Source organism: Microbacterium sp. KU4F (genome assembly GCF_056868075.1).
This window is the reverse complement of the sequence record NZ_CP200324.1, coordinates 1,995,966-2,016,221: the sequence shown is the minus strand read 5'-3', so window position 1 is coordinate 2,016,221 and position 20,256 is coordinate 1,995,966. Positions and strand designations below refer to the sequence as shown.

General features: G+C 70.7%; 19 protein-coding genes and 3 pseudogenes. 14 read left to right on the top strand and 8 right to left on the bottom strand.

Translation table 11 applies throughout. The features are described 5' to 3' along the window. Positions 1 to 37: 37 nt before the first annotated feature. The gene (locus AC1VNH_RS10275) at positions 38 to 1,144 is read left to right on the top strand and encodes an NAD(P)-dependent alcohol dehydrogenase (RefSeq protein WP_483111242.1); all 1,107 of its coding nucleotides are present in this window, start codon (positions 38 to 40) and stop codon (positions 1,142 to 1,144) included. Between the two features lie 99 nt (positions 1,145 to 1,243). Next, positions 1,244 to 1,666 (top strand): hypothetical protein, encoded by a 423-nt coding sequence (locus AC1VNH_RS10270; RefSeq protein ID WP_483111241.1) that lies wholly within the window; start codon positions 1,244 to 1,246, stop codon positions 1,664 to 1,666. A 39-nt stretch (positions 1,667 to 1,705) separates the two neighbouring features. Here AC1VNH_RS10270 and AC1VNH_RS10265 read toward each other — a convergent pair whose 3' ends face one another. After that, positions 1,706 to 2,548, bottom strand: a complete 843-nt coding sequence (locus AC1VNH_RS10265; protein ID WP_483111240.1) for a helix-turn-helix transcriptional regulator — start codon at positions 2,546 to 2,548, stop codon at positions 1,706 to 1,708. 98 nt (positions 2,549 to 2,646) lie between these two features. On the opposite strand from AC1VNH_RS10265, the gene AC1VNH_RS10260 reads away from it, so the two are divergent. Next, positions 2,647 to 3,135, top strand: a complete 489-nt coding sequence (locus AC1VNH_RS10260) for a hypothetical protein (protein ID WP_483111238.1) — start codon at positions 2,647 to 2,649, stop codon at positions 3,133 to 3,135. 48 nt (positions 3,136 to 3,183) lie between these two features. Beyond that, complete coding sequence (locus tag AC1VNH_RS10255; protein ID WP_483111236.1) at positions 3,184 to 3,549, top strand: bleomycin resistance protein; 366 nt, start codon at positions 3,184 to 3,186, stop codon at positions 3,547 to 3,549. Here AC1VNH_RS10255 and AC1VNH_RS10250 read toward each other — a convergent pair. Together AC1VNH_RS10250 and AC1VNH_RS10245 are read right to left on the bottom strand one after the other, a co-directional pair. Continuing rightward, entirely contained in the window at positions 3,546 to 4,070 is a 525-nt protein-coding gene (locus AC1VNH_RS10250) for an HAAS signaling domain-containing protein (RefSeq protein ID WP_483111235.1), read from the bottom strand. The two genes, AC1VNH_RS10255 and AC1VNH_RS10250, sit on opposite strands and share 4 nt — an antisense overlap. Further along, on the bottom strand, positions 4,067 to 4,414 hold the full coding sequence (locus tag AC1VNH_RS10245) for a PadR family transcriptional regulator (RefSeq protein WP_483111234.1): 348 nt from the start codon (positions 4,412 to 4,414) through the stop codon (positions 4,067 to 4,069). Before AC1VNH_RS10245 ends, AC1VNH_RS10250 begins: the two co-directional genes overlap by 4 nt. 109 nt (positions 4,415 to 4,523) lie before the next feature. On the opposite strand from AC1VNH_RS10245, the gene AC1VNH_RS10240 reads away from it, so the two are divergent. Then, positions 4,524 to 5,288 (top strand): SDR family oxidoreductase, encoded by a 765-nt coding sequence (locus AC1VNH_RS10240; RefSeq protein WP_483111233.1) that lies wholly within the window; start codon positions 4,524 to 4,526, stop codon positions 5,286 to 5,288. A gap of 165 nt (positions 5,289 to 5,453) precedes the next feature. Here the strand turns inward: AC1VNH_RS10240 and pstS are convergent, their stop codons facing one another. The 3 genes from pstS to uraD all read right to left on the bottom strand — a co-directional run bounded on the left by pstS (position 5,454) and on the right by uraD (position 8,036). Continuing rightward, a complete protein-coding gene (gene pstS, locus AC1VNH_RS10235) occupies positions 5,454 to 7,034 on the bottom strand; it encodes a phosphate ABC transporter substrate-binding protein PstS (protein WP_483111232.1) in 1,581 nt (526 codons plus the stop codon). A gap of 148 nt (positions 7,035 to 7,182) precedes the next feature. Then, positions 7,183 to 7,515: a hydroxyisourate hydrolase gene (gene uraH, locus AC1VNH_RS10230; protein WP_274286655.1), complete on the bottom strand. Its 333-nt coding sequence runs from the start codon at positions 7,513 to 7,515 to the stop codon at positions 7,183 to 7,185. Next, positions 7,512 to 8,036: a 2-oxo-4-hydroxy-4-carboxy-5-ureidoimidazoline decarboxylase gene (gene uraD / locus AC1VNH_RS10225; RefSeq protein WP_483111231.1), complete on the bottom strand. Its 525-nt coding sequence runs from the start codon at positions 8,034 to 8,036 to the stop codon at positions 7,512 to 7,514. Before uraD ends, uraH begins: the two co-directional genes overlap by 4 nt. 112 nt (positions 8,037 to 8,148) lie before the next feature. Between uraD and allB the strand changes: the two genes are divergently transcribed. From allB to AC1VNH_RS10200, 5 genes and pseudogenes are all read left to right on the top strand, one after another. Beyond that, positions 8,149 to 9,495: an allantoinase AllB gene (allB, locus tag AC1VNH_RS10220; protein WP_483111230.1), complete on the top strand. Its 1,347-nt coding sequence runs from the start codon at positions 8,149 to 8,151 to the stop codon at positions 9,493 to 9,495. Continuing rightward, a pseudogene (locus tag AC1VNH_RS10215) lies at positions 9,492 to 10,605 on the top strand (acetamidase/formamidase family protein). The gene allB and the pseudogene AC1VNH_RS10215 overlap by 4 nt, the downstream one beginning before the upstream one ends. Next, entirely contained in the window at positions 10,602 to 12,170 is a 1,569-nt protein-coding gene (locus tag AC1VNH_RS10210) for an AtzH-like domain-containing protein (RefSeq protein ID WP_483111229.1), read from the top strand. Before AC1VNH_RS10215 ends, AC1VNH_RS10210 begins: the two are co-directional and overlap by 4 nt. Positions 12,171 to 12,193: 23 nt before the next feature. Continuing rightward, the gene (locus tag AC1VNH_RS10205; protein ID WP_483111228.1) at positions 12,194 to 13,420 is read left to right on the top strand and encodes a pyridoxal-phosphate-dependent aminotransferase family protein; all 1,227 of its coding nucleotides are present in this window, start codon (positions 12,194 to 12,196) and stop codon (positions 13,418 to 13,420) included. Continuing rightward, positions 13,417 to 14,727: an allantoate amidohydrolase gene (locus tag AC1VNH_RS10200; protein WP_483111227.1), complete on the top strand. Its 1,311-nt coding sequence runs from the start codon at positions 13,417 to 13,419 to the stop codon at positions 14,725 to 14,727. The genes AC1VNH_RS10205 and AC1VNH_RS10200 overlap by 4 nt, the downstream gene beginning before the upstream one ends. Before the next feature lie 166 nt (positions 14,728 to 14,893). Here AC1VNH_RS10200 and AC1VNH_RS10195 read toward each other — a convergent pair whose 3' ends face one another. Then, positions 14,894 to 15,478 (bottom strand): helix-turn-helix domain-containing protein, encoded by a 585-nt coding sequence (locus AC1VNH_RS10195; RefSeq protein ID WP_483111225.1) that lies wholly within the window; start codon positions 15,476 to 15,478, stop codon positions 14,894 to 14,896. 111 nt (positions 15,479 to 15,589) lie between these two features. On the opposite strand from AC1VNH_RS10195, the pseudogene add reads away from it, so the two are divergent. The 4 genes and pseudogenes from add to AC1VNH_RS10175 all read left to right on the top strand — a co-directional run bounded on the left by add (position 15,590) and on the right by AC1VNH_RS10175 (position 19,421). Then, positions 15,590 to 16,635: pseudogene (add, locus tag AC1VNH_RS10190) on the top strand (adenosine deaminase). Positions 16,636 to 16,662: 27 nt separating this feature from the next. After that, positions 16,663 to 17,727: an ABC transporter substrate-binding protein gene (locus tag AC1VNH_RS10185; RefSeq protein ID WP_483111224.1), complete on the top strand. Its 1,065-nt coding sequence runs from the start codon at positions 16,663 to 16,665 to the stop codon at positions 17,725 to 17,727. 324 nt (positions 17,728 to 18,051) lie between these two features. Next, a complete protein-coding gene (locus AC1VNH_RS10180) occupies positions 18,052 to 19,272 on the top strand; it encodes an amidohydrolase family protein (RefSeq protein ID WP_483111222.1) in 1,221 nt (406 codons plus the stop codon). Further along, positions 19,164 to 19,421 (top strand): amidohydrolase family protein, encoded by a 258-nt coding sequence (locus AC1VNH_RS10175; protein WP_483111221.1) that lies wholly within the window; start codon positions 19,164 to 19,166, stop codon positions 19,419 to 19,421. Before AC1VNH_RS10180 ends, AC1VNH_RS10175 begins: the two co-directional genes overlap by 109 nt. 147 nt (positions 19,422 to 19,568) lie before the next feature. On the opposite strand, the pseudogene AC1VNH_RS10170 reads toward AC1VNH_RS10175, so the two are convergent. Next, a pseudogene (locus AC1VNH_RS10170) lies at positions 19,569 to 19,940 on the bottom strand (septum formation family protein); the annotation flags it as partial. Positions 19,941 to 20,256: the final 316 nt, after the last annotated feature.

Sequence of the window (20,256 nt, the reverse complement as noted above, 5' to 3'; positions counted from 1 at the left end):
ACATACGTGCGCATTGAGTTTTCTCAGGAGGTTTGCCATGTCCACCACCGCCCTCGCCGCCGTGCTCAATGGAGTCGACGAATCGTTCGTCTTCGAAGACGTCGTGCTTCAGGATCCCCGTCCCGACGAGCTGCTCGTCCGCATCGTCGCGGCCGGCCTGTGCCACACCGACCTCGCTGTGCAGCACGGCCACATCCCGAGCGCCTTCCCGCGTGTGCTGGGGCACGAGGGGGCCGGCATCGTTGAGCGCGTCGGCGCTGATGTGACCGGCTTTGCCGAGGGCGACCACGTCGCCGTGTCGTTCGCGTCGTGCGGTCGCTGCGAGAACTGCCTCGCCGGGCGTCCTGCCTACTGCCTGGAGTTCATGCTCCTCAACATCGGCGGCGTGCGGGCCGACGGAACCGGCACGATGGCCATGCCCGACGGCGGCGAGGTCGTCGGCAGCTTCTTCGGGCAGTCGTCGTTCGCGACGCACGCACTCGTCGCGGCGCGCAATGCCGTGAAGATCGACCAGGACGTCCCTCTCGAGCTCGTGGGTCCGCTCGGATGCGGCATCCAGACCGGCGCGGGAACCGTGCTCAACTCGCTCGGCGTCGGCGCGGGTGACGCGCTCGTGGTCAGCGGAACCGGCGCCGTCGGGCTGTCGGCCATCATGGCGGCGAAGGCCGCGGGCGCGACGACGATCGTCGCCGTGGACGTCCTCCCCGAGCGCCTCGAGGCAGCCAAGCGCCTCGGCGCCACGCACCTCGTGGACGGCAAGGCGGACGACGTCGTCGACCAGATCAAGGCGGCCACCGGCGGCGTCGGTGCCGAGTACGCGGTCGACACGACGGCCATCCCGGCGGTCATCGGCAACCTCATCGCGTCGGCTCGCTTCGGCGCGAAGATCGCGACGGTCGGCGTCCCGAAGCCGGATGCGGTCGCCCCCGTCGCGCTGTTCTCGGGCTCGGGCGTGACGCTCGTCGGCGCGATCGAAGGGGATGCGGTGCCGCAGACCTTCATCCCGAAGCTGCTCGCCATGTACAAGGCGGGCGAGTTCCCGTTCGACACACTGGTGACGACCTACCCGTTCGATGAGATCGAGAAGGCGATCGCCGACACGCAGTCCGGTGCGGCGGTCAAGGCCGTGCTGGTCATGCCCTGACCGTCTCCTGATCGGGGGCGACCGGCGGATTCCGCAGGTCGCCCCCGAAGGCCCCAGGGGTCGCGGCGCAGCGTCGGCGCCCACTGGCATGGTGGCGGCATGGTCATGCTGTTTGATTTCGGCCGGAAGCCCACACTCGCCGACGTGAAGGCTTACAGGTCTCTGTCCGAAGAGGAACGTCTGCAGGCGCGCATCGCGCTCGCGGGCAAGGCCCAGGTGAACACGGCCGTCGCGGTGTCTGCCACTGCCCTGGTCGTGGCCACGATGGGCTTCGTCCCCCGGCTCACCGAAAGCTGGTCTCTTCCGAACCTGGTCGTCATCCTGCTCTTCTGCGTCGCGGTCATCTCCTTCGCGGGCATGGCCCTCGTGTTCGCGGGCCTCGACCCGCAGCGCACACGTCGCGCCTGGCGGGAGGTCTTCGACTATGTCGATGCCCACCATCCACCGGCCCCGGATCCTGATCCGGAACGGTCGATCCTCACGCGGTGGCGGAGGCGCCTCGCGTCGATGCGCGCCCGGTGAATCGAGCGGCTCGGGCGCTCGGCGACCGGTGCGCGTCCGTCAGCCGACGCCGCCGAACTCCTGCACGCCGACCACATCCAGCAGCCGCAGCTTCTCCTCGTCGCTCGAGCCGGGCTCCGCGGTGAGCACGAGGAGGGCCTGTGACTGGTCCTCGGTGAACAGCACCTGGCAGTCCACCTCGATCGGTCCGATCTCGGGGTGCACGAGCACCTTGTGGTCGCTGAACCGACGGGCGACCTCCTGCCTCTGCCAGAGCGCGGCGAACTCGCCGCTGACCCGCAGCAGCTCGTCGACGAGCGCCTGCGCACGTGTCCCCTCGACAGCGAGCACGGCGCGAAGTCCCGAGACGAGCGCGTGCGACTGCCGCTCGTGGTCGTCGCTCGGATAGTGGGCGCGTTCCGCATCCGGATGCGCGAACCAGCGGTACGCCTCGTACCGCTCCCACCCGCTCGCCCCGGCGTGGTCGCCGAGCAGCGCCGCCCCCATCCGGTTCTGCAGCAGCGTCTCGCCCAGCGACGAGATGATCACGGCAGGCGTATCGCCGAGGCGGTCGAACACGCGCTGCAGCGGCGGCGCCACGTGGTCACGAGCCAGGATGCGGTCGGGAGCGTTGTGCCCGGCCACGCGGAACAGATAGTCGCGCTCATCCGCCGACAACCGCAGTGCCCGCGCGAGCGAGGCGAGCATCTGCGTGCTCGGCTGCGGGCCGCGCTGCTGCTCCAGACGGGTGTAGTAGTCGGTCGACATCGCGGCGAGCTGCGCCACCTCCTCGCGGCGCAGACCGCTCGCACGCCGGCGCGGCCCCGCCGACAGTCCCACGTCGCCGGGCCGCAGCCGCTCGCGACGCGAGCGGAGGAAGTCGGCGAGAGCGGCGCGATCCATGCGTCCATTGTGCGCGCCGCGCCGCATCCTGAACCAGGGATCGACGATCCGCCCGTGACACGGCAGGGTGGGAGTGACGCGACGAGGGGAAGAGTGGGATGCGCAGACTGTTCGCCGCCGTGGCGCTCCTCGCTGCCGCGATCGCGCTCGCCGGATGCACCTCCGTCGCGTGCGGCGAGTCCGCCGGCTCCCGCGCCACGCTCTACGACTCGATCGAGGCGCTCGCGGCGGACAGCTCACTCGTCGCCGTCGTCACGATCACCGAGCGTTCGGCCGCCGGCTGCGACACGACGGTCACCGCCCGCATCGACCGGCGATTCGAGCCGCCAGCGCTCGGCGGCACCCCCACCGCCGAGCGGAACGACGTGGTCGTCCGCCGCACGGGGCCGAGCGACACGCTCGTCGAGGGCCGCTCCTACCTGCTCTTTCTCACACCCACGATGCTCGAGGGCTCGGCCGCCGACGACTACTTCGTGACGGGCGTGACGGCCGGTGTCTACCGCGTGGAGGGCGATCGCTTCGTGCACGTCCCCTCGGAGGGCGACGACCTGCCGGCAACGTTGACGCCCGCCGACCTGCAGGGATGATCGCGCGAGAGCTTGAGCGGAGGGGACCTCGCGGTTAGGGTCCGACGCATGACCGACCGCGCGGTTCCCCACCTCCCGTCCCGCGACTTCGACGCCACGGTCGTGTTCTATGGCGGCTTCGGGTTCGCGACCACGTATCGCGACCGCGAGTGGCTGATCATGGAACGCGGCGGCCTGCAGCTCGAGTTCTTTCCCGCCGCCGAGCTGGATCCGGCGCAGAGCCCCTTCATGTGCGGACTCCGCGTCGACGATCTCGATGCGCTCTACGCCGCTATCCGGGCGAGCGGAGTCGCCGAACGGACGACGGGGCACCCGCGGCTGCACGCCCCGGTCCTTCAGCCCTGGGGGCGGCGTGTCGCGCACCTCATCGACCTCGACGGCACGCAGGTGAACCTCATCGAGAACGAGGTCTAGGCGGAGACCTCCGTGCGTGCGAGCAGACGCCAAACCCTCGCGCCGACAAGGAATGCGGTGACCGCCATCGCGGCGGGAACGACGAGCCATTCCACCCCGCCCGACCAGCCGATGCCGATCCCGTCCGCGTTCGAGAACGCCATGACCGGGACGAACAGGAAGTGCGCCTGCGCGCTCATGGGCGAGGCGGCATCGACCACCGCCAGCATCCCGCCGGCGAACGTGAGGAACACGACCCAGTACCCGAAGAGCGCGGTTCCCGCGGTGACCACCCCGATCGACCAGAGCGGCCGCTGTCGCCCGCCCTCGCCGTAGCGCGCCGCGAGCGTGCGCGGTGACCCGAGGTCCGCGAGCGCCTCCTCGACCGGCCGCGGATCCTGGTCGATCTCCTCGCGCAACGAGCGCAGGATGCGGCGGCGTTCGGATCCGGAGACCACGGCTTCGAGGTGCCAGTCCAGGCGCATCAGATACAGCGATGCGCGGAGCTCGGACGAGCGCCGGGTGAGTCGGGAGCCGGTCATGTGCGTTCCTTTCCGGAGGCCATCGCGCGATCGACGGCTGCGGCCGCCTGCTCCCACTGCGCCCGCGTGTCTGCAAGCGCTGCTACGCCCGCAGCGGTCAGCGAGAAGTACTTGCGGGGCGGACCGCTCGGCGAGGGCTTGGAGAGGGTCCGCACCCAGCCATCGCGCTCCATCCGGTTCAGCACCGGATAGACGAGGCCCGTGCTCACATCCAGGCCGAGCCCCGCGAGCCGCTGGACGAGCTCGTAGCCGTACGACTCGCGGGCATCGATGAGTCGGAGCGTGAGCAGCGGAAGAACCGCACGCGTGAGCTGCGCATCCTGCCTCGCCTGTATCCGTGACACGCTAATAGTGAAACACGAATAGCGCCATGCCTCAAGCGGGTCCAGGGACCGCCGATCCCCCGATGAGCGATCCCTTCCGGGACTCGGCTACGCGGGCGACGCTCGAGACATGGACATCACCGGAAACACCGTCTTCATCCCCGGCGCGACCAGCGGCATCGGCCTGGCGCTCGCCCTTCGTCTGCAGGCCGCCGGTAACACGGTCATCGTCGGCGGTCGGCGCCGGCAGCTGCTCGACAAGATCGCGCAGGAGCACCCCGGCATCGACACGGTAGAGATCGACACGGCGGATGCGGCCTCCGTGCGCACCGCCACCGCATCCGTCATCGAGCGTCACCCTGCCCTGAACGTGCTCGTCACGATGGCCGGCATCATGCACGTCGAGGACTGGACCCGAGCCGACGGGTTCCTCGCCTCGGCCGAGCAGACCGTCACCACCAACGTGCTGGGACCCATCCGGCTCATCGCCGCGGTCATCGAGCAGCTGCGCGCGCAGCCGTCCGCGACGATCATCACGGTCTCGTCCGGCCTCGCCTTCGCGCCGCTCGCCGCGACCCCCGGCTACAACGCGTCGAAGGCCGCCATCCACATGCTCAGCGAATCGCTGCGCCTGCAGTTGGCGGGAACGTCCGTCGCGGTGAAGGAGCTCGAGCCGCCCTCGGTGGCCACCGACCTCCTGCCGGGTCAGCGTGACAGTGCGTTCGCGATGCCGCTCGATGCGTTCGTCGACGAGGTCATGCAGCTGCTGCGCGACGAGCCGGACGCGCCGGAGATCCAGGTGGAGCGGGTCAAGTTCCTGCGGTACGGCGAGGCGCGCGGCGACTACGACCAGGTCGTTGCGACGCTCAACCAGTCCGATCCGCACGGCAAGTGAGTGCGCCGACATCTGCACGACCGGGTGCCCTGATGTCGCCTCATCTGCCGCATCCGTTCACTCCCGTACCGCCGGTCGTGCAGATGTCGCGCTACCGGCGGCCCCGCGAGGGTTCGGCGCGCCGCGCTCCCCGGCGAGCGGACGCGGCGCGCCGCTTCGCCGGGATCAGTGTGAGATGACGGTGAAGGTCATCGTGGCGCGGTAGGTGCCCCCGGGAGATCCCTCAGGGGCGGCGAGGCGCAGCCCCGCGCCCAGCACCGCGGTGCCGACGCCGGAGCCCGCCGGTGCGCTCGCGAAGACCGTGCTCGCCGCCGAGCCCGCGAACGCCGCCGCCGGCACGACGCCGAGGGCCGTGCTTCCGGGTTCGAGTCGGGGGGTGACCGTCATCGATGCAGCGGGAATCTCCGCGGACCCGGAGGAGAAGTCGGTGATCGTGGTGTGGACGGTGTACCCCGGCCTGCTGAGCGCGCGACCGTCGACCACTCTGAACGTGGTCAGGTCGCCCGTCGAGACCGAACGGCCGTCGACGATCTGCGGCGCATCGAGCTGCGCCGGTGTCGATGCGGGCACCTCGAGCGAGAGTTGCGTGTCGTGGGGCGACAGCACGTCGGCCTCGATGCCGATCTCCGAGGCGGACGCCTGCTTCGCCGGGATGCGGGCGATCTGCGCGCGCCCCGCGGCGACGAGCGCTGCGGGAAGCGGGGCGTACCCGAGGCCCGCCGCTGCGGCCTGGCCCTCGCCGAGTGCGTAGTCGGCGAAGGCGCGCAGTGCGGCGGCGCGCTCGGGAGTGAACGTGCCCCCGAGGCGGGTCGGGACGATGAGATAGGTGTAGCTCGAGAGCGGGTACGCGGTCGGCGCGGGGTTGGCGTAGACGTCGTCGAGCACCTGCGTCAGGTAGTCGGGCGAACTCGGGTCGTCGACGGTCCTCGCGGACCCGAGGGCCGTCTGCACGTTCACCGCATCCGGCGCGACGTATGCGCCAGACGCATTGCGCAGATCCGCGACGGGGAGCCCTGCGCCGTGCGCGTAGGCGTTCTCGACGTAGGTGATCGATCCCGAGCTGGAGGAGGCGCTGACGTACCCCGACACACCGACCGAGCCGCTCTGTGACTTCCAGCCGAGCGTCGCCGGAAAGAGTTGTGTCGCCCCGTGGGTCCAGATCTGCGGGTACTGCGCCGCCATCCAGGCCGTGAACTGCGCCGTGGACCCCGATCGGTCGGACCGCACGACCGGGGTGATCGCCCGATCGGGCAGCTCGAGCCCGGGATTGTCCGCAGCGATCGCCGCGTCGTTCCATCGGGTGATGTCGCCGGCGAAGACACCGGCGACCGTCGCCCCGGACAGGCGGAGGTCGGTGACGCGGCGTCCGTCGATCTGGAGGTTGTAGGCGAGCGCCGTGCCGCCGGCGACGAGCGGCACGTAGGTGAACTCGCGGTCGGGCACCTCCGGCGCGGACCCGTCCTCGGACTGGCGCTGGAAGGGGAGCTCGCTCATCGCGAAGTCCACGCTGCCGCGGATGAAGTCCGCCCGGCCAGCGGATGCACCGGTTCCGGAGTACGCGACGGCCTGGCCGCTCGTGACGGAGAGGTCGCGACGCCAGGCGTCGACCAGACTCTGGACGGCGGTCGATCCCGAACCCGAGACGGATGCCGCGGTCCTGGCCTGAGCGCTCAACGGCAGCATCGACCCCAGCACGATCGCCGACCCCGTCAGCGCCGCGAATGCGCGCCATGACCGTGAACGCATGTCGCATCCTCCCCAGACACTGCGACGTTATCGGTGAGGCGGGCGGAGGACGGGTCGCTCACCGGATGGTCGCCGAGCCTTCATCTGCCGCTCACCTGCGCGCGGGCCGCGGGAGTCGGCCCGCTCGGGGCGGCCGCGTTCGGCGGAGTCAGCTCCCGCGGTAGGTGGAGTACGCGAACGGGCTCAGCAGCAGAGGCACGTGGTAGTGCGGGCGGTCGGCGACCGTGAAGGTGACCGTCGCGAGCGGATAGAAGGTCTCCACGCCGCGATCGGCGAAGTACGCCCCCGTCGCGAAGGTCAGCGCGTACATGCCGGGCTCGAGCAGGTCGGGGCCGATCGCGAGCCGGCCGTCCGCATCCGTGAACCCCTCGGCGACGCTCTCGATCCCCCCACCCTCGAGATGCCGGTGCAGCGTGACCGCGACATTCGGCGCCGGCGTCCCGGCGGTGGCGTCCAGGATGTGGGTGGTCAGGTGGCTCATTCCGCCTCCTCCGGCTCGACGCGGTCGGCGACGATCGTCGAGTCCAGGCGCAGCAGCGCGATCTCGGCGAGCTGAGCGGTCGCCTCGCGGGCCTCGGTGTCGTCGTCGTTGTCGAGTCTGCGGTGCAGCTCGGCGAGCATCTCCTGGGGGCTGCGACCCGCGGCGCGGATGAGGAAGACGCGCCCGAAGCGCTCCTCGTACGCCCGGTTGCCGGCGGAGATCGCGGCCGCAACCTCGTCCGCCGCGCTCGCCATCGCGGACTGCTCCTTCCGGGAAGCATCTGCCGCAGCACCCGTTCCCGACGGCTTCTCGCCGATCCGCGGATGGTGGGCGAGGGCCGCATCCAGGTCGGCGCGCGACCAGACCGCTGCGAGGTCGCCCGCGTAGGAGCGCAGGGCGTCGATCGAGGCGTAGGGGCGCGCCGCGACGATCGCGTCGACCCAGCCGGGCACCGCCGCCCACACCGACACGACCAGGGATGCCTCGGCGGCATCGAGGGCGTTGAACTCGTCCAGTTGCATGCGCGCCACCCTACCCAGCCCGCGTTGCCACGACGTGACTCGCCGGATGCGGGTGCCCGGAATGTTGGTAACAGTTACATTTGCGAAATGTGGAGCACTTAGCGTTGTCGGCATGACGACCCCCGCATCCGCCGTCATCGCGGCGCGACGTGTGTTCCTCGACGGGGCCTTCCGCCCCGCGACCGTGACCGTGGCCGACGGGCGGATCAGCGGGATCGGAGATTTCGATCCGGACGCGGAACGCGTTCTGCCGGAGGATCTCGTGCTGCTGCCGGGACTGGTCGACTCGCACGTGCACCTGAACGACCCGGGCCGGGCGAGCTGGGAGGGCTTCGACACGGGGACGGCGGCGGCCGCCGCGGGCGGCGTCACGACCGTGCTCGACATGCCGCTCAACAGCATCCCGGTCACCACCTCGCCCGATGCGCTCGCCGCGAAGCGCGCCGCAGCGACCGGGCGCCTGGCCGTCGATGTGGGTTACTGGGGCGGCGCCGTGCCCGAGAACATCGGGCACCTGCGGGAGCTCGCCGAGGCGGGCGTCGTTGGCTTCAAATGCTTCCTCTCCCCGTCGGGCATCGACGAGTTCGGACACCTCGGCGCCGAGCAGCTCGACGAGGTGCTCACCGAGCTCGCCGCCTTCGACGGACTGCTCATCGTCCACGCCGAGCACCCCGCCCACCTGCACGCCGACGGCGCGCTCGGTGTGCATTACGCGGACTTCCTCGCCTCCCGCCCGCCCGCCAGCGAGCGGGCGGCGATCCAGCTCGTAATCGAGACCGCCCGGCGCACGGGTGCGCGTGTGCACATCGTGCACGTCTCCGACGGCACGGCGCTCGACGACGTGAGAGCGGCCAAGGCCGAGGGTGTACGGATCACGATCGAGACGTGCCCGCACTATCTGACCCTGGATGCGGCGGCCGTCCCCGACGGCGCCGCATCCTTCAAGTGCTGCCCGCCGATCCGCGACCTCGCCAACCAGGACCTGCTGTGGCAGGGCGTCCTCGACGGCACGATCGACGCGATCGTCAGCGACCACTCGCCCGCGACCCCCGAGCTCAAGGGCGAGCCCGACTTCGGCCTCGCGTGGGGCGGGATCTCGGGCCTGCAGACGGGGCTGTCGAGCGTGCACACGAGAGCGCGCGAGCGCGGCATCCCGCTCGAGGCGTTCCTGCCGCTCATGACGACGGGGCCCGCGCGGATCGGCGGACTCGGCTCCCGCGGCACGATCGCGGTCGGCGAACCCGCCCATCTGGCGATCTTCGCGCCCGACGAGGAGTTCACCGTGGATGCGGCCGCCCTCGAGTACCGCAATCCACTGTCGCCGTGGGACGGCGCGCGTCTCACCGGGGTGGTCGCCGAGACCTGGCTGCACGGGGAGCCGGTGTACCGTCGCGGCGAGGGCCTGCTCGCGCGCACCGGGCGCGAGCTGATCGCGGCAATCGACGAGGAGCGCCAGTGAGCACACCCATCCTGCAGCCGGGCGTCGGCGACGTCACGGGCGAGCACTATCTTCCCGCCGCCGTCGAGAACGTCTTCTGGGGCCGGCTGCCCTGCGCCACCGACGCGCCCGTGCTCCGGATCGAGCCCGGCGCCACCGTCACGGTCGACACCGTCAGTCACGAGGGGATCCTCGAGGACCAGGGCAAGGACCCCCTCGCGTTCTTCGGCGCGCACGGCGTCGCGGCCGAGCAGGTGCTCGACGATGCGGTGGCGATCGCCGCATCCCTCTCGCGCGACGTGATCGCCGACGGCCCGCACGTGGTGACCGGGCCGATCCACGTCGCCGGCGCAGAGCCCGGCGACCTGCTGCAGATCACGGTCGTGCGGCTCGAGCCCCGGGTGCCCTACGGAGTGATCAGCAATCGTCACGGAAAGGGTGCGCTCGTGGGCGAAGCTGCCCCGCGGCGAGCACAACGTGAGCGTGTTCACCCCCGTCGTGGAGCAGGACGGCGCCCTCGTGGGCGCGTTGCCGCTGATCGAGGGGGGACCGGCCGCGGTGACCTTCCCGCTGGCGCCGTTCCTCGGCACGATGGGGGTGGCCGTCGCAGGCGACGACCGCCCGCACTCCGTGCCGCCCGGCGCGCACGGCGGCAACATCGACATCAAGCTGTTGACCGAGGGCGCCGTGCTGTACCTGCCGGTGCAGGTGGCGGGCGCGCTCGCGTACGTCGGCGATCCGCACTTCGCGCAGGGCGACGGCGAGGTCGCGCTCACCGCGCTCGAGGCGTCGCTGCGGGCCACCCTGCGGTTCGACGTCGTGCCGCGTGCGGTGGCGCTGGCCGAGTTCGGCGAGCTCCTCGGTCCGCTCGTGCGCACCGACGAGTACCTCGTCCCCACGGGGCTCGACCCCGACCTCGGCGAGGCGATGCGCCGTTGCGTACGCGCGGCACTCACCCTGCTTCAGGCGCGGTACGGCATGGCAGAGCACCTCGCCTACGCGTACCTCTCGGCCGCGACCGACTTCGACATCTCGCAGGTCGTGGACATCGTGTGCGGTGTGCATGCCCGCATCCGCGAGTCGGACTTCGCGAATCCATCTTCCGCGACGGATGCGGAGGATCGGGCATGAGCGAGATCCCCGCCGACCTCCGCGCCGCCTTCGACCGCTACGAGCGTGCCATCCTCGACAACGACCTCGCGGTGCTCGACGAGATGTTCGCCCCCGGCGACGAGACGCTGCGCGGGGATGCGGCGGGCCTGCTCGTCGGCCACGACGTGATCAGCGCCTTCCGGGGCGTACGCGGCGGAGTCGCGCCGCGCACGATCCAGCGCATCGAGTACCGTCCGCTCGCCGATGATCTCGCGCTGCTCGTATCGGTGTCGCGGTTCACCGGCGGTGGCACGGGGCTGCAGACCCAGCTGTGGCGCCGCGGCGAGAGCGGATGGGTCATCGAGGCCGCGCACGTGACGGGCAAGGCGCAGGCGCTCGACCGATCGGTCTGGCGCACGGTCGGCGACCCGCTGTGGCAAGGGGCGTGGGAGGGGCCGCTCGAGGGGCTCAACGTCGCCGTCAAAGACCTCTTCGCCATCAAGGGCTACCGCATCGGTGCGGGCAACCCGACCTTCCTCGAAACGGCGAGGCCGGAGTCCACCACGGCTCCCGCCGTCGCCGATCTGCTGCGCGGCGGGGCGTCGCTGCGCGGCATCGCGCGCACCGACGAGTTCGCCTACTCGATCGCGGGCGACAACGCGCACTACGGCACCCCGCCCAACGGTGCGCTTCCGGGGGCGCTGCCGGGCGGCTCGTCGAGCGGGCCCGCATCCGCCGTCGCGACAGGGCAGGCGGAGGTGGGACTCGCCACCGACACCGCGGGGTCCGTCCGTGTGCCCGCGTCGTACCAGGGACTGTGGGGGCTGCGAACGACCCACAACCTCGTGCCGCGTCAGGGGATGCTGCCCCTCGCGCAGTCCTTCGACACGATCGGTTGGCTCACGCGCGACGGCAACACCCTCCAGCGCGTCGTCGACTGGTGCCTGAGCTACGACGGCTCCGAGTCGACCGAGAGCGTGTTCGGCGAATCCGCGGGCGACCTGCCGTGGCGCTTCGCCGTTCCCGAGGAGGTGCTGACGCACGTCGAGCCCGACACTCGGGCGGCGTTCGACGCGTACGTCAAGCGGCTGGCCGCATCCGAGAACGCGCCGGAGGTCCAGACGGTCTCGATCGGCGATCTCGACGAGTACTTCGAACCGTTCCGCACCGTGCAGGCAGCGGAGGCGTGGCGCAACAACCGCGACTGGCTGCGCGCGCACCCGGGCTCCACGGGTGCGGCGGTCGCCGAGCGGTTCCGCATCGCCAGCGAGGTCACGGCCGACGCGGAGCGCGTCGCGCGACAGGCGCTCGAACCGCTTCGGGAGCGCGTGCAGTCGCTGCTGCAGAGCGCCGTGCTGCTGCTGCCCACGGTGCCCGGCCCCGCGCCCATGCGCACATCCGACCCGGCGAAGGTGGATGCGGTGCGCCAGGCGACGCTGCGCATGACGACGCCCGCGGCTGTCGCCGGCACCCCCGCCCTCTCGATCCCGCTGCTGACCGTCCGCTCGGCAGCTGGGCCCGCACCCGTCGGCGTCTGCCTCGTCTCGCGCAGTGGCACCGACATCGCCCTCGTCCGTCTCGGTCGCCGCCTCGCCGCGCTCTGACCGCGATCATCCAGGAAGCACTCATGACCGACACCCTCCCGATCGACCCGCCCGCCCGCCTGCTCATGGGGCCGGGGCCGATCTCCGCCTACCCGTCCGTGCTGCGCGCCATGTCGGCGCCGCTGGTGGGCCAGTACGACCCGTTCATGACCCACACGATGAACGAGACGCAGGAGCTGTACCGCCAGGTGTGGGCCACCGAGAACGAGGCGACCCTGCTCGTCGACGGCACCTCGCGCGCCGGCATCGAGGCCGCGATCGTCAGCCTCATCCGTCCCGGGGACCGCGTGCTCGTGCCCGTGTTCGGACGCTTCGGGCACCTGCTCGCCGAGATCGCGGAACGCGCGCTCGCCGAGGTACACACGATCGAGACCGAGTGGGGGCAGGTGTTCACCCCCGCGGCGATCGAGGAGGCCATCGTCCGGGTGAAGCCGACGCTTCTCGCCCTCGTGCAGGGCGACACGTCGACCACGATGCTGCAGCCGCTGGAGGAGATCGGCGCGATCTGCCAGAGGCACGGCGTGCTCTTCTACTCGGACGCCACCGCGTCCCTGGGCGGCAACGCGTTCGAGGCCGACGCCTGGGGACTGGATGCGGCGACCGCCGGCCTGCAGAAGTGCCTGGGCGGCCCGAGCGGCTCCGCTCCGATCACGCTGAGCGAGCGCGCCGTCGAGGTCATCCGCTCGCGCAAGCGGATCGAGGCCGGCATCCGCGAGGCGGGCGACGAAGACGCCCCGGACTTCGTGCGCTCCAACTACTTCGACCTCGGCATGATCCTCGACTACTGGGGTCCGCGCCGGCTCAACCACCACACCGAGGCGACGAGCATGCTCTACGGCGCCCGCGAGTGCGCGCGTCTGCTGCTCATCGAGGGCCGGGACGCGGTCATCGCCCGGCACGAGCTCGCCGGCCGCGCGATGCTCGCCGGCGTCGAGGCGCTCGGTCTCGCCGTCTTCGGCGACGTGGCGCACAAGATGAGCAACGTCGTGGCCGTGTACATCCCCGAAGGCGTGCCCGGAGATACCGCCCGCGCCGCGATGCTGGAGGACTTCGGCATCGAGATCGGGACATCCTTCGGCCCGCTGCACGGCAAGGTGTGGCGCATCGGCACGATGGGCTACAACGCCCGCAAGGACACGGTGCTCACCACGCTGGCCGCACTGGAGGCGGTGCTGCGCCGCCACGGCGTCGCCGTTCCCGCCGGCGGCGGGGTGGAGGCCGCATCCGACGTCTTCGCGGGGCGCGCATGATGCTGGAGGTGTCGCCCGATCGCATCGCGGCCGCCGCGCGTCGCGTGATGGCGCGGTGCGACGAGCTCGCGCGCGTCACGGCGACGCCGGGCCGTATCGAGCGGGTCTACCTCTCGCCCGAGCACGCACGCGTGAACCGCCTCGCAGCCGAGTGGATGCGCGAGCTCGGCATGCGTACGCGCCAGGATGCGGCCGGCAACCAGATCGGCCGGCTCGACCGCATCGTCGGCGACACGCTCGACCCCGACGCGCCCGCGCTGATCATCGGCTCGCACCTCGACACCGTGCTGGATGCGGGGCGATTCGACGGGATCGTCGGTGTGCTCATGGGACTCGAGATCGCCCGGCTTCTGCGGACGCCGGTAGGCGACGGACGCTTCGGCGTCGCCCTCCCGTTCGCCCTCGAGGTCGTCGCGTTCTCGGACGAGGAGGGCACGCGCTTCGGCAAGGCCCTGCTGGGGTCGTCGGCGGTGGCGGGACTGTGGGACGAGGACTGGTGGGCGCTGACGGATGCCGACGGCACGAGCCTGCGACAGGCCTTCCTCGAGTTCGGACTCGACCCTGCGCGCATCGGTGAGGCCGCCCGACGACCCGACGAGCTGATCGGGTACCTCGAAGCGCACATCGAGCAGGGACCGGAGCTCGACCGGCGCGGTGAGCCGCTCGCCGTGGTCTCCTCGATCGCCTCCGCGCGTCGCTTCCAGCTCGTCGTCGAAGGTGAAGCCCGCCACGCTGGCGGCACCCCCTACGACATGCGCCGCGACGCGCTGCTGGGCGCGAGCGAGGCGGCGCTCGCCGTCGAGCGCATCTGCCGCGACGAGCACCACATCATCGGCACCGTCGGCCAGCTCGAGGCCTATCCGGGTGCGGTGAACGTCGTGCCCGGCGAGGCGCGCTTCTCGCTCGACCTGCGCGGTGAGTTCGACGAGACCCGCGACCACGTGTGGGACGAGCTCTCCCGCGAACTCGACGTGATCATGGGCCGCCGGGGGCTCCGCTGGAGCTCACGCGAAGTGCACAGCGCCGCCGCCGTCATGTGTGCGCCGCTCCTGCAGGACGTCGTGCGCGAGGGCATCGGTGCCGCCGATGCGCCGGGCGGCACCGACCCGGCCGTGATCTTCAGCCGCGCCGGCCACGATGCGATGTCGATCGGGGCGATCACCGACGTGGGGATGCTGTTCCTGCGCAACCCCGACGGCATCAGCCACCATCCGGGGGAGTCCGTCTCGGCCCCGGACGTGGCGCTCGGCATCCGCGCCCTCGCCGAGTCCGTGCTGGCGCTCGCCGCCGACGTCCGCGTGCGCTGACGCAGGGGTGCGGTCCGGCAGGTGATGGCCGCGCCGCCGGGCCCGCATCCGCTACACCTTTCCGCATCCGCGACAGTGTTTGACTGGCGCAGGTGCGCATTCGTGTGGCACTTGCGCACCTGCGTCGCAACTCGGGCACGAGATCCCAGGAGACCGCGCCGGGCGATCAGCGGGGGCGGGGGACGCTCGTGACGAAGAGGGCGACGACACGCTCCTCGCCGACGAGACGCCAGCGGTCGCGGGCGCCCGCGGGGAAGCGGATGAAGTCGCCCGGCCCGAGTGCGTAGGTGCCGGCGCCGAGCACGTCCACCTCGAGGCGTCCTGAGACCAGGTACAGGCCGCTCTCTCCGGGCGACTCGAACCACTCGGCGATGTACTCGTCGGGACCGAAGGCGTACTCGACGACCTCGAGCGCCGAGCTCTCACGCAACAGCAGCGCGCGCCCGAGCGCCGCGTCGTCTCGCTCAGCGACGGGGATGCGGCGTCCCTCCCCGGCGCGGACGACATCGACCTCGTCGGCGCCCACGGCCGGCAGCAGGTCGCCGGGGCGCACTCCGAGCGCGCGGGCGAGGCGGTAGACCGACGCCATCGAGGGGGCGCTCGCACCGCGCTCGATCTGGCTCAGAAACGGCTGGCTCATCCCCGCTGCGGCCGCCAGTTCGCGGGTCGAGAGGCCGGCCGCATCCCGTAGCCGCCGGATCTCGGCACCGACGACCGAGCCGAGATCGGCCTCGAGGGAGGGATCGCTCAATTTACGCTCCGGAAACGTTCGCCGAATGCTCTCGTCATCGCATCCATCGAATATGAATGCTGTCAGTTATCGCCGAGGGCGTCTCCCTCAGTTTAGAAGCACGGGGAGCCCATGAGCACAACGGCCGAGATCGAGCGGATCGTGCGGGGCCTGCCCAAGGTCAGCCTGCACTGCCACCTCATCGGCTCGGTGCAGGCGGCAACCCTCGTCGAGCTTGCGGCCAAGCACGGCGTCGTGCTCGACGGCGGACGCACCGCGGAGAACCTGTTCGACCACGCCAGCTATGAGGACCTCGACGAGTTCCTGCGCGTGCTGGATGTGGCGGGCTCCGTCACGCCGACGACTTCCACCGCGTCACCTACGAGTCGCTGACGGCGGGAGGTGCGGCGCACAACGTGCTCTACCGCGAGATCTTCCTCAGCCCTCCCGGCCACCCCGGCATCGGGTACCGCACGATCATCGACGGCGTCCGAGCCGGGATGCGTGACGCCGAGACCGACACCGGCATCCGCAGCAACCTCATCGTCGGCCTCAACCGCAACGACACCCCCGGGGCCGCCACCGAGCTCGTCGAGACGATGATCGCCAACCCCTACGACGAGGTCATCGGGATCGGGCTCGACTACTCCGAGATGATCGGGCCACCCGAGAAGTTCTGGAAGGCCTTCCGCCTCGCCGGCGAAGCGGGTCTGCAGCGCACCGCGCACTCCGAATCGGGGCCGCCGCACAACATCGAGACCATCCTCGACCTGCTCGGGTGCAGCCGCGTCGATCACGGATATCACGTCGTCGACGACCCCGACATCACACGCCGCTGCGTCGAGGAGCGCATCCCCTTCACCTGCACGCCCGTCTCGAGCGACATCGGCCGCTACTCCGGCAGCGGCGACGGCAGCCACCTCCGCATCAAGCAGATGGTGGATGCGGGGCTGCTCGTGACCATCGACTCCGACGACCCGCCGATGTTCGGCACCGATCCCACCAACGACTACCGCGCCCTCGCTCACGCGCTCGGGTACGGCCTCGAGACCCTCGCCTCCTTCACCGACAACGCGATCGAGGCGAGCTGGCTCGACGCGGACGGCAAACGCGACCTGCGCCAGCGCGCCGACCGCATGGTCGCCGACCTCGCCGCACCGGTCGCGACGACCCCCTGACCCACCCATCCACCACCAGGAGCACCCATGTCACGCAGCCACCGATCCCGCCTGGGAGTCGCCCTCGCGGGCCTCGTCGTCTCGGCCGCCGCCCTCACCGCCTGCGCCGGCGGGTCGGCGGAGCCGGCCGCATCCGGATCGTCCGACGGGGCCGGTCTCGGCGACGTCACCCTCCAGCTCAGCTGGATCCTCAACGAGGAGTTCGCCGGCGAGTACTTCGCCGACTCGAAGGGCTACTACGAAGAGGCGGGCCTCGGAAAGGTGCGGCTGATCCCCGGCCCCTCGACCGGCGTCGCGGAGCTGCTCAGCGGCACGACCGACATCGCGATCAACGATGCCGTCTCGGCCGGCACGGCGGTGGCCACCGAGGGTGCGCCCATCAAGATCATCGGTGCCACGCTGCAGAAGAACCCCTTCACCATCCTGTCGCTGGCCGACGGGGGCAACATCCTGAAGCCCGCCGACATGATCGGCAAGCGCATCGGCGTGCAGGACTCCAACCGGGCGCTCTTCTCGGCGCTGCTGGCGGCGAACGACATCGACCCCTCCCAGGTCGACATCGTCCCCGTGCAGTACGATCCGGCGCCGCTGACCAACGGTGAGGTCGACGGCTTCACGGCTTACCTCACGAACGAGGCCATCACGGTTGAGATGGCCGGGTTCAAGACGGCCAACCTGCCGCTCGCCGAGAACGGCCTGCCGTTCGTCGCGGAGACGTTCTCGGTCACCGACGACACCCTGAAGAACCGGCGCGACATGCTCAAGGCATTCCTCGTCGCCGAGATCCGCGGGTGGACCGACGCTCTCGCCGACCCCGACGAGGGTGCGCGTCTCGCGAAGGACGTCTACGGCACCGACCTGAACCTCGATCCCGCCAAGACGATCGCCGGACTGTTGGCCACCAACGCGCTCATCACCACGGACGAGACCGCCGAGAACGGCCTGTTCACCATCTCCGACGCCCTGCAGAAGCAGACGATCGCGAGCCTCGCCGGGGCCGGCATCACGCTGGAGGCGTCCGATCTGTTCGACATGAGCCTGCTCGACGAGGTCTACCAGGAGAACCCCGACCTCATCGCGTACGCGGGCTGAGTCATCCCACGCCGCCGCCCCGCATCCCACGCCGGATGCGGGGCGGTGTGCCGTGTGTGGGGGGCCATGTGGGGTGTCGGGTGCGGCCCCATCCGTCGCCGCGGGCTCGAGAGCGACACATTTCCGCATCCGCCACAGTGATGAACTGGCGCACGTGCGCAGAAGTGGCGCATCTGCGCAGATGCGACGCAGTTCGGCACCGGAAGCGCGCCTCGCGCACCGGAAGCGCGCTTCGGGCGGGGGCTTGGCGCCACGCGCGCGAAACATCGCAGTGTTAGCGTCACCAACATCCGTGTCGTCCGCCCCGAACCGAACAGGAGTCCCATGAGCCTGCTGATCACGCACGCCCGCCTCATCACCGTGCCCGCCGGCACCGAGGACGCCGGCTACATCGAAGACGGGTGGATGCTCGTCGAGGACGGACGGATCGCTGCGCTCGGGTCGGGAGTTCCCGCGGTCACGGCCGACGAGGTTCTCGACGTCGACGGCGCCTTCGTCGCCCCGGGGTTCGTGTCGAGCCACTCGCACCTGTTCACGAGCGGGCTGCGCGGTCTCGGCGTGGGCGAGACGCTCTACGGATGGTGCGACTCGATGCTCGGCATGACCTCCGCGGCGACGCCCGAGGACATCTACTGGTCGACCCTGCACGGTGCCCTCGACTTCCTCGGAAACGGCGTCACCACCGCCTACAACTTCACCGACCCGCTGCAGGCCTGGGAATCGATGGTCGACGGCAAGCGCGTCGGCAACGCCGCGATGCGCGGGCTCGAGTACCACACCCGTCAGGCCGACGGCTGCCTCGATGCCGGCATCCGCTTCGTCGACGCGATCGGCATGGATGCGACCGTCGGCAGCGACGAGGAGATCTTCGACCGGTTCGCCGCCGAGGTCGCGCACTCGCGCGCGATGGACCCGGCGTTCGCGCTGGGCGCGTCGATCATGGGCCAGGTGCAGTGGTCGCCGCGACCGGATGCGGCCGAGGTCGAGGTGGAGGCGATGCGCCGCTTCGGGGTGACCAACCAGGCCCACTTCCTCGAATCCCCCGAGGCCGTGCCGCTGCAGCAGTCGAAGTTCGCCATGTACCGGGATGCGGGAGCGCTCGGCCCGGGCATGATGTTCGGGCACTTCATCCAGACCACGCCCGAGATCATCGAGCAGACCGCCGCCGGCGGTGCTTCTATGTCGTGGCAGCCCGCATCCAACGGTCGCCTGGCCTCCGGTGTCGCTCTCGTGCCGGAGATGCTGGCGATGGGGATGAAGGTCGGGATGGGACTCGACGACCAGGCCTGCACGGACGTCTCCGACCCGTGGCAGAACATGCGTGCGGGCATCTTCATGCAGCGCGCCCGCACGAAGGACCCGCTGTCGATGATGCCGGAGCGCGTCCTGCGCCTGCACACCCTGGGGGAGCTGCGATCCTGGGCGTCGACGACCGCGTGGGCAGCCTCGAGGTCGGCAAGTTCGCCGACTTCGTCGTGGTCGACCCCCGCAAGCCCGACGTCGGGCCGCTCTGGCACCCCGTGCGCAGCTACGTGCTATCGATGACGCCCCGCAACCTCAAGCGGGTCTATGTGGGCGGCCGTCTCGTCAGCGAGGAGGGCGTCTCGACGAACCCGCTCGCGCCGGAGGCGACCATCCGCGTGCACGAGGATCTTCCTCGCGTGGCCGAGCGACTCGGTCGCCACCCCGCCTGACGCCGCGAACGACGAAGGGGGCCGGGATGACCCGGCCCCCTTCGTGTGCGATGGGTCAGCGCGCGGCGCCGGCGAGCGTGCCGGTGACCTGCTCCGCCGTGTCGACGACGAGGCAGGAGACCAGGCGGTCGTTGCCCTGGTCCAGCTCTGCTGGGTGGGCGCGAAGTACGAGAACTCCAGCGTGGACTCTTCGTAGGCGATGCCGACGAAGTTCGCGAACTCGTTGTAGCAGCCCTCTTCAGCGGCGGAGTACACCTCGTCCTTGCCGGGGTACTCGCCGTCCGGCAGCGAGAACTCGTAGTAGACCTCGGTGTCGTGCGGGTCGCTGCAGGGCACGACCGGGACGTCGGTCACCTCTTCGTTGGAGGTGTTGTTCATGCAGTCGCCCACGGAGAGGGTGAAGACGTCCGCCTTGCCGGCATCGGTGATCTCGCCCGTGTCGGAGTCGCGCACCGCCTCGGGGCCGCCCCCGAGGTCGCTGATCTGGAAACAGCCGCCGAGGAACAGGGCGGCCCCCATGACGGCGGTGGCGGTAAGGAGGCGGGAGGTACGCATGGCACTCGCTTTCGGGCGCGCTCGGACGGCTGTGCCGCCGGAGGAGGCTGAAGGGGACGTGTTCGCTGTGGTGAACGGCCGCCAGGCTATCGGTCCGCGCGCGCTCGCATGAGCCTCTTGACGCGGACCTGTGGATAGGTCAGGTGTAACGGTGCGGAAACACGACCGCCAGTGTTCGTGAAATCTACATCGCTTAGCGTCGGACTCGTCACGCAGACCGCTGCCGCCGGGATGAACCCGAGCACGGGAGGCGCCGGCATCCCAACCACCCGAAGTGCAC

What these genes read in the sequence shown, in the direction of transcription:
- AC1VNH_RS10255 (WP_483111236.1), top strand. Translation starts at nt 3,184, where the DNA reads ATGACCGACCGCGCGGTTCCCCACCTCCCGTCCCGCGACTTCGACGCC.
- uraH (WP_274286655.1), bottom strand. Translation starts at nt 7,515, where the DNA reads ATGAGCCACCTGACCACCCACATCCTGGACGCCACCGCCGGGACGCCG.
- AC1VNH_RS10205 (WP_483111228.1), top strand. Translation starts at nt 12,194, where the DNA reads ATGACCGACACCCTCCCGATCGACCCGCCCGCCCGCCTGCTCATGGGG.
- AC1VNH_RS10250 (WP_483111235.1), bottom strand. Translation starts at nt 4,070, where the DNA reads ATGACCGGCTCCCGACTCACCCGGCGCTCGTCCGAGCTCCGCGCATCG.
- AC1VNH_RS10185 (WP_483111224.1), top strand. Translation starts at nt 16,663, where the DNA reads ATGTCACGCAGCCACCGATCCCGCCTGGGAGTCGCCCTCGCGGGCCTC.
- uraD (WP_483111231.1), bottom strand. Translation starts at nt 8,036, where the DNA reads ATGCAACTGGACGAGTTCAACGCCCTCGATGCCGCCGAGGCATCCCTG.
- AC1VNH_RS10265 (WP_483111240.1), bottom strand. Translation starts at nt 2,548, where the DNA reads ATGGATCGCGCCGCTCTCGCCGACTTCCTCCGCTCGCGTCGCGAGCGG.
- AC1VNH_RS10180 (WP_483111222.1), top strand. Translation starts at nt 18,052, where the DNA reads ATGAGCCTGCTGATCACGCACGCCCGCCTCATCACCGTGCCCGCCGGC.
- pstS (WP_483111232.1), bottom strand. Translation starts at nt 7,034, where the DNA reads ATGCGTTCACGGTCATGGCGCGCATTCGCGGCGCTGACGGGGTCGGCG.
- allB (WP_483111230.1), top strand. Translation starts at nt 8,149, where the DNA reads ATGACGACCCCCGCATCCGCCGTCATCGCGGCGCGACGTGTGTTCCTC.
- AC1VNH_RS10275 (WP_483111242.1), top strand. Translation starts at nt 38, where the DNA reads ATGTCCACCACCGCCCTCGCCGCCGTGCTCAATGGAGTCGACGAATCG.
- AC1VNH_RS10260 (WP_483111238.1), top strand. Translation starts at nt 2,647, where the DNA reads ATGCGCAGACTGTTCGCCGCCGTGGCGCTCCTCGCTGCCGCGATCGCG.
- AC1VNH_RS10270 (WP_483111241.1), top strand. Translation starts at nt 1,244, where the DNA reads ATGGTCATGCTGTTTGATTTCGGCCGGAAGCCCACACTCGCCGACGTG.
- AC1VNH_RS10240 (WP_483111233.1), top strand. Translation starts at nt 4,524, where the DNA reads ATGGACATCACCGGAAACACCGTCTTCATCCCCGGCGCGACCAGCGGC.
- AC1VNH_RS10200 (WP_483111227.1), top strand. Translation starts at nt 13,417, where the DNA reads ATGATGCTGGAGGTGTCGCCCGATCGCATCGCGGCCGCCGCGCGTCGC.
- AC1VNH_RS10210 (WP_483111229.1), top strand. Translation starts at nt 10,602, where the DNA reads ATGAGCGAGATCCCCGCCGACCTCCGCGCCGCCTTCGACCGCTACGAG.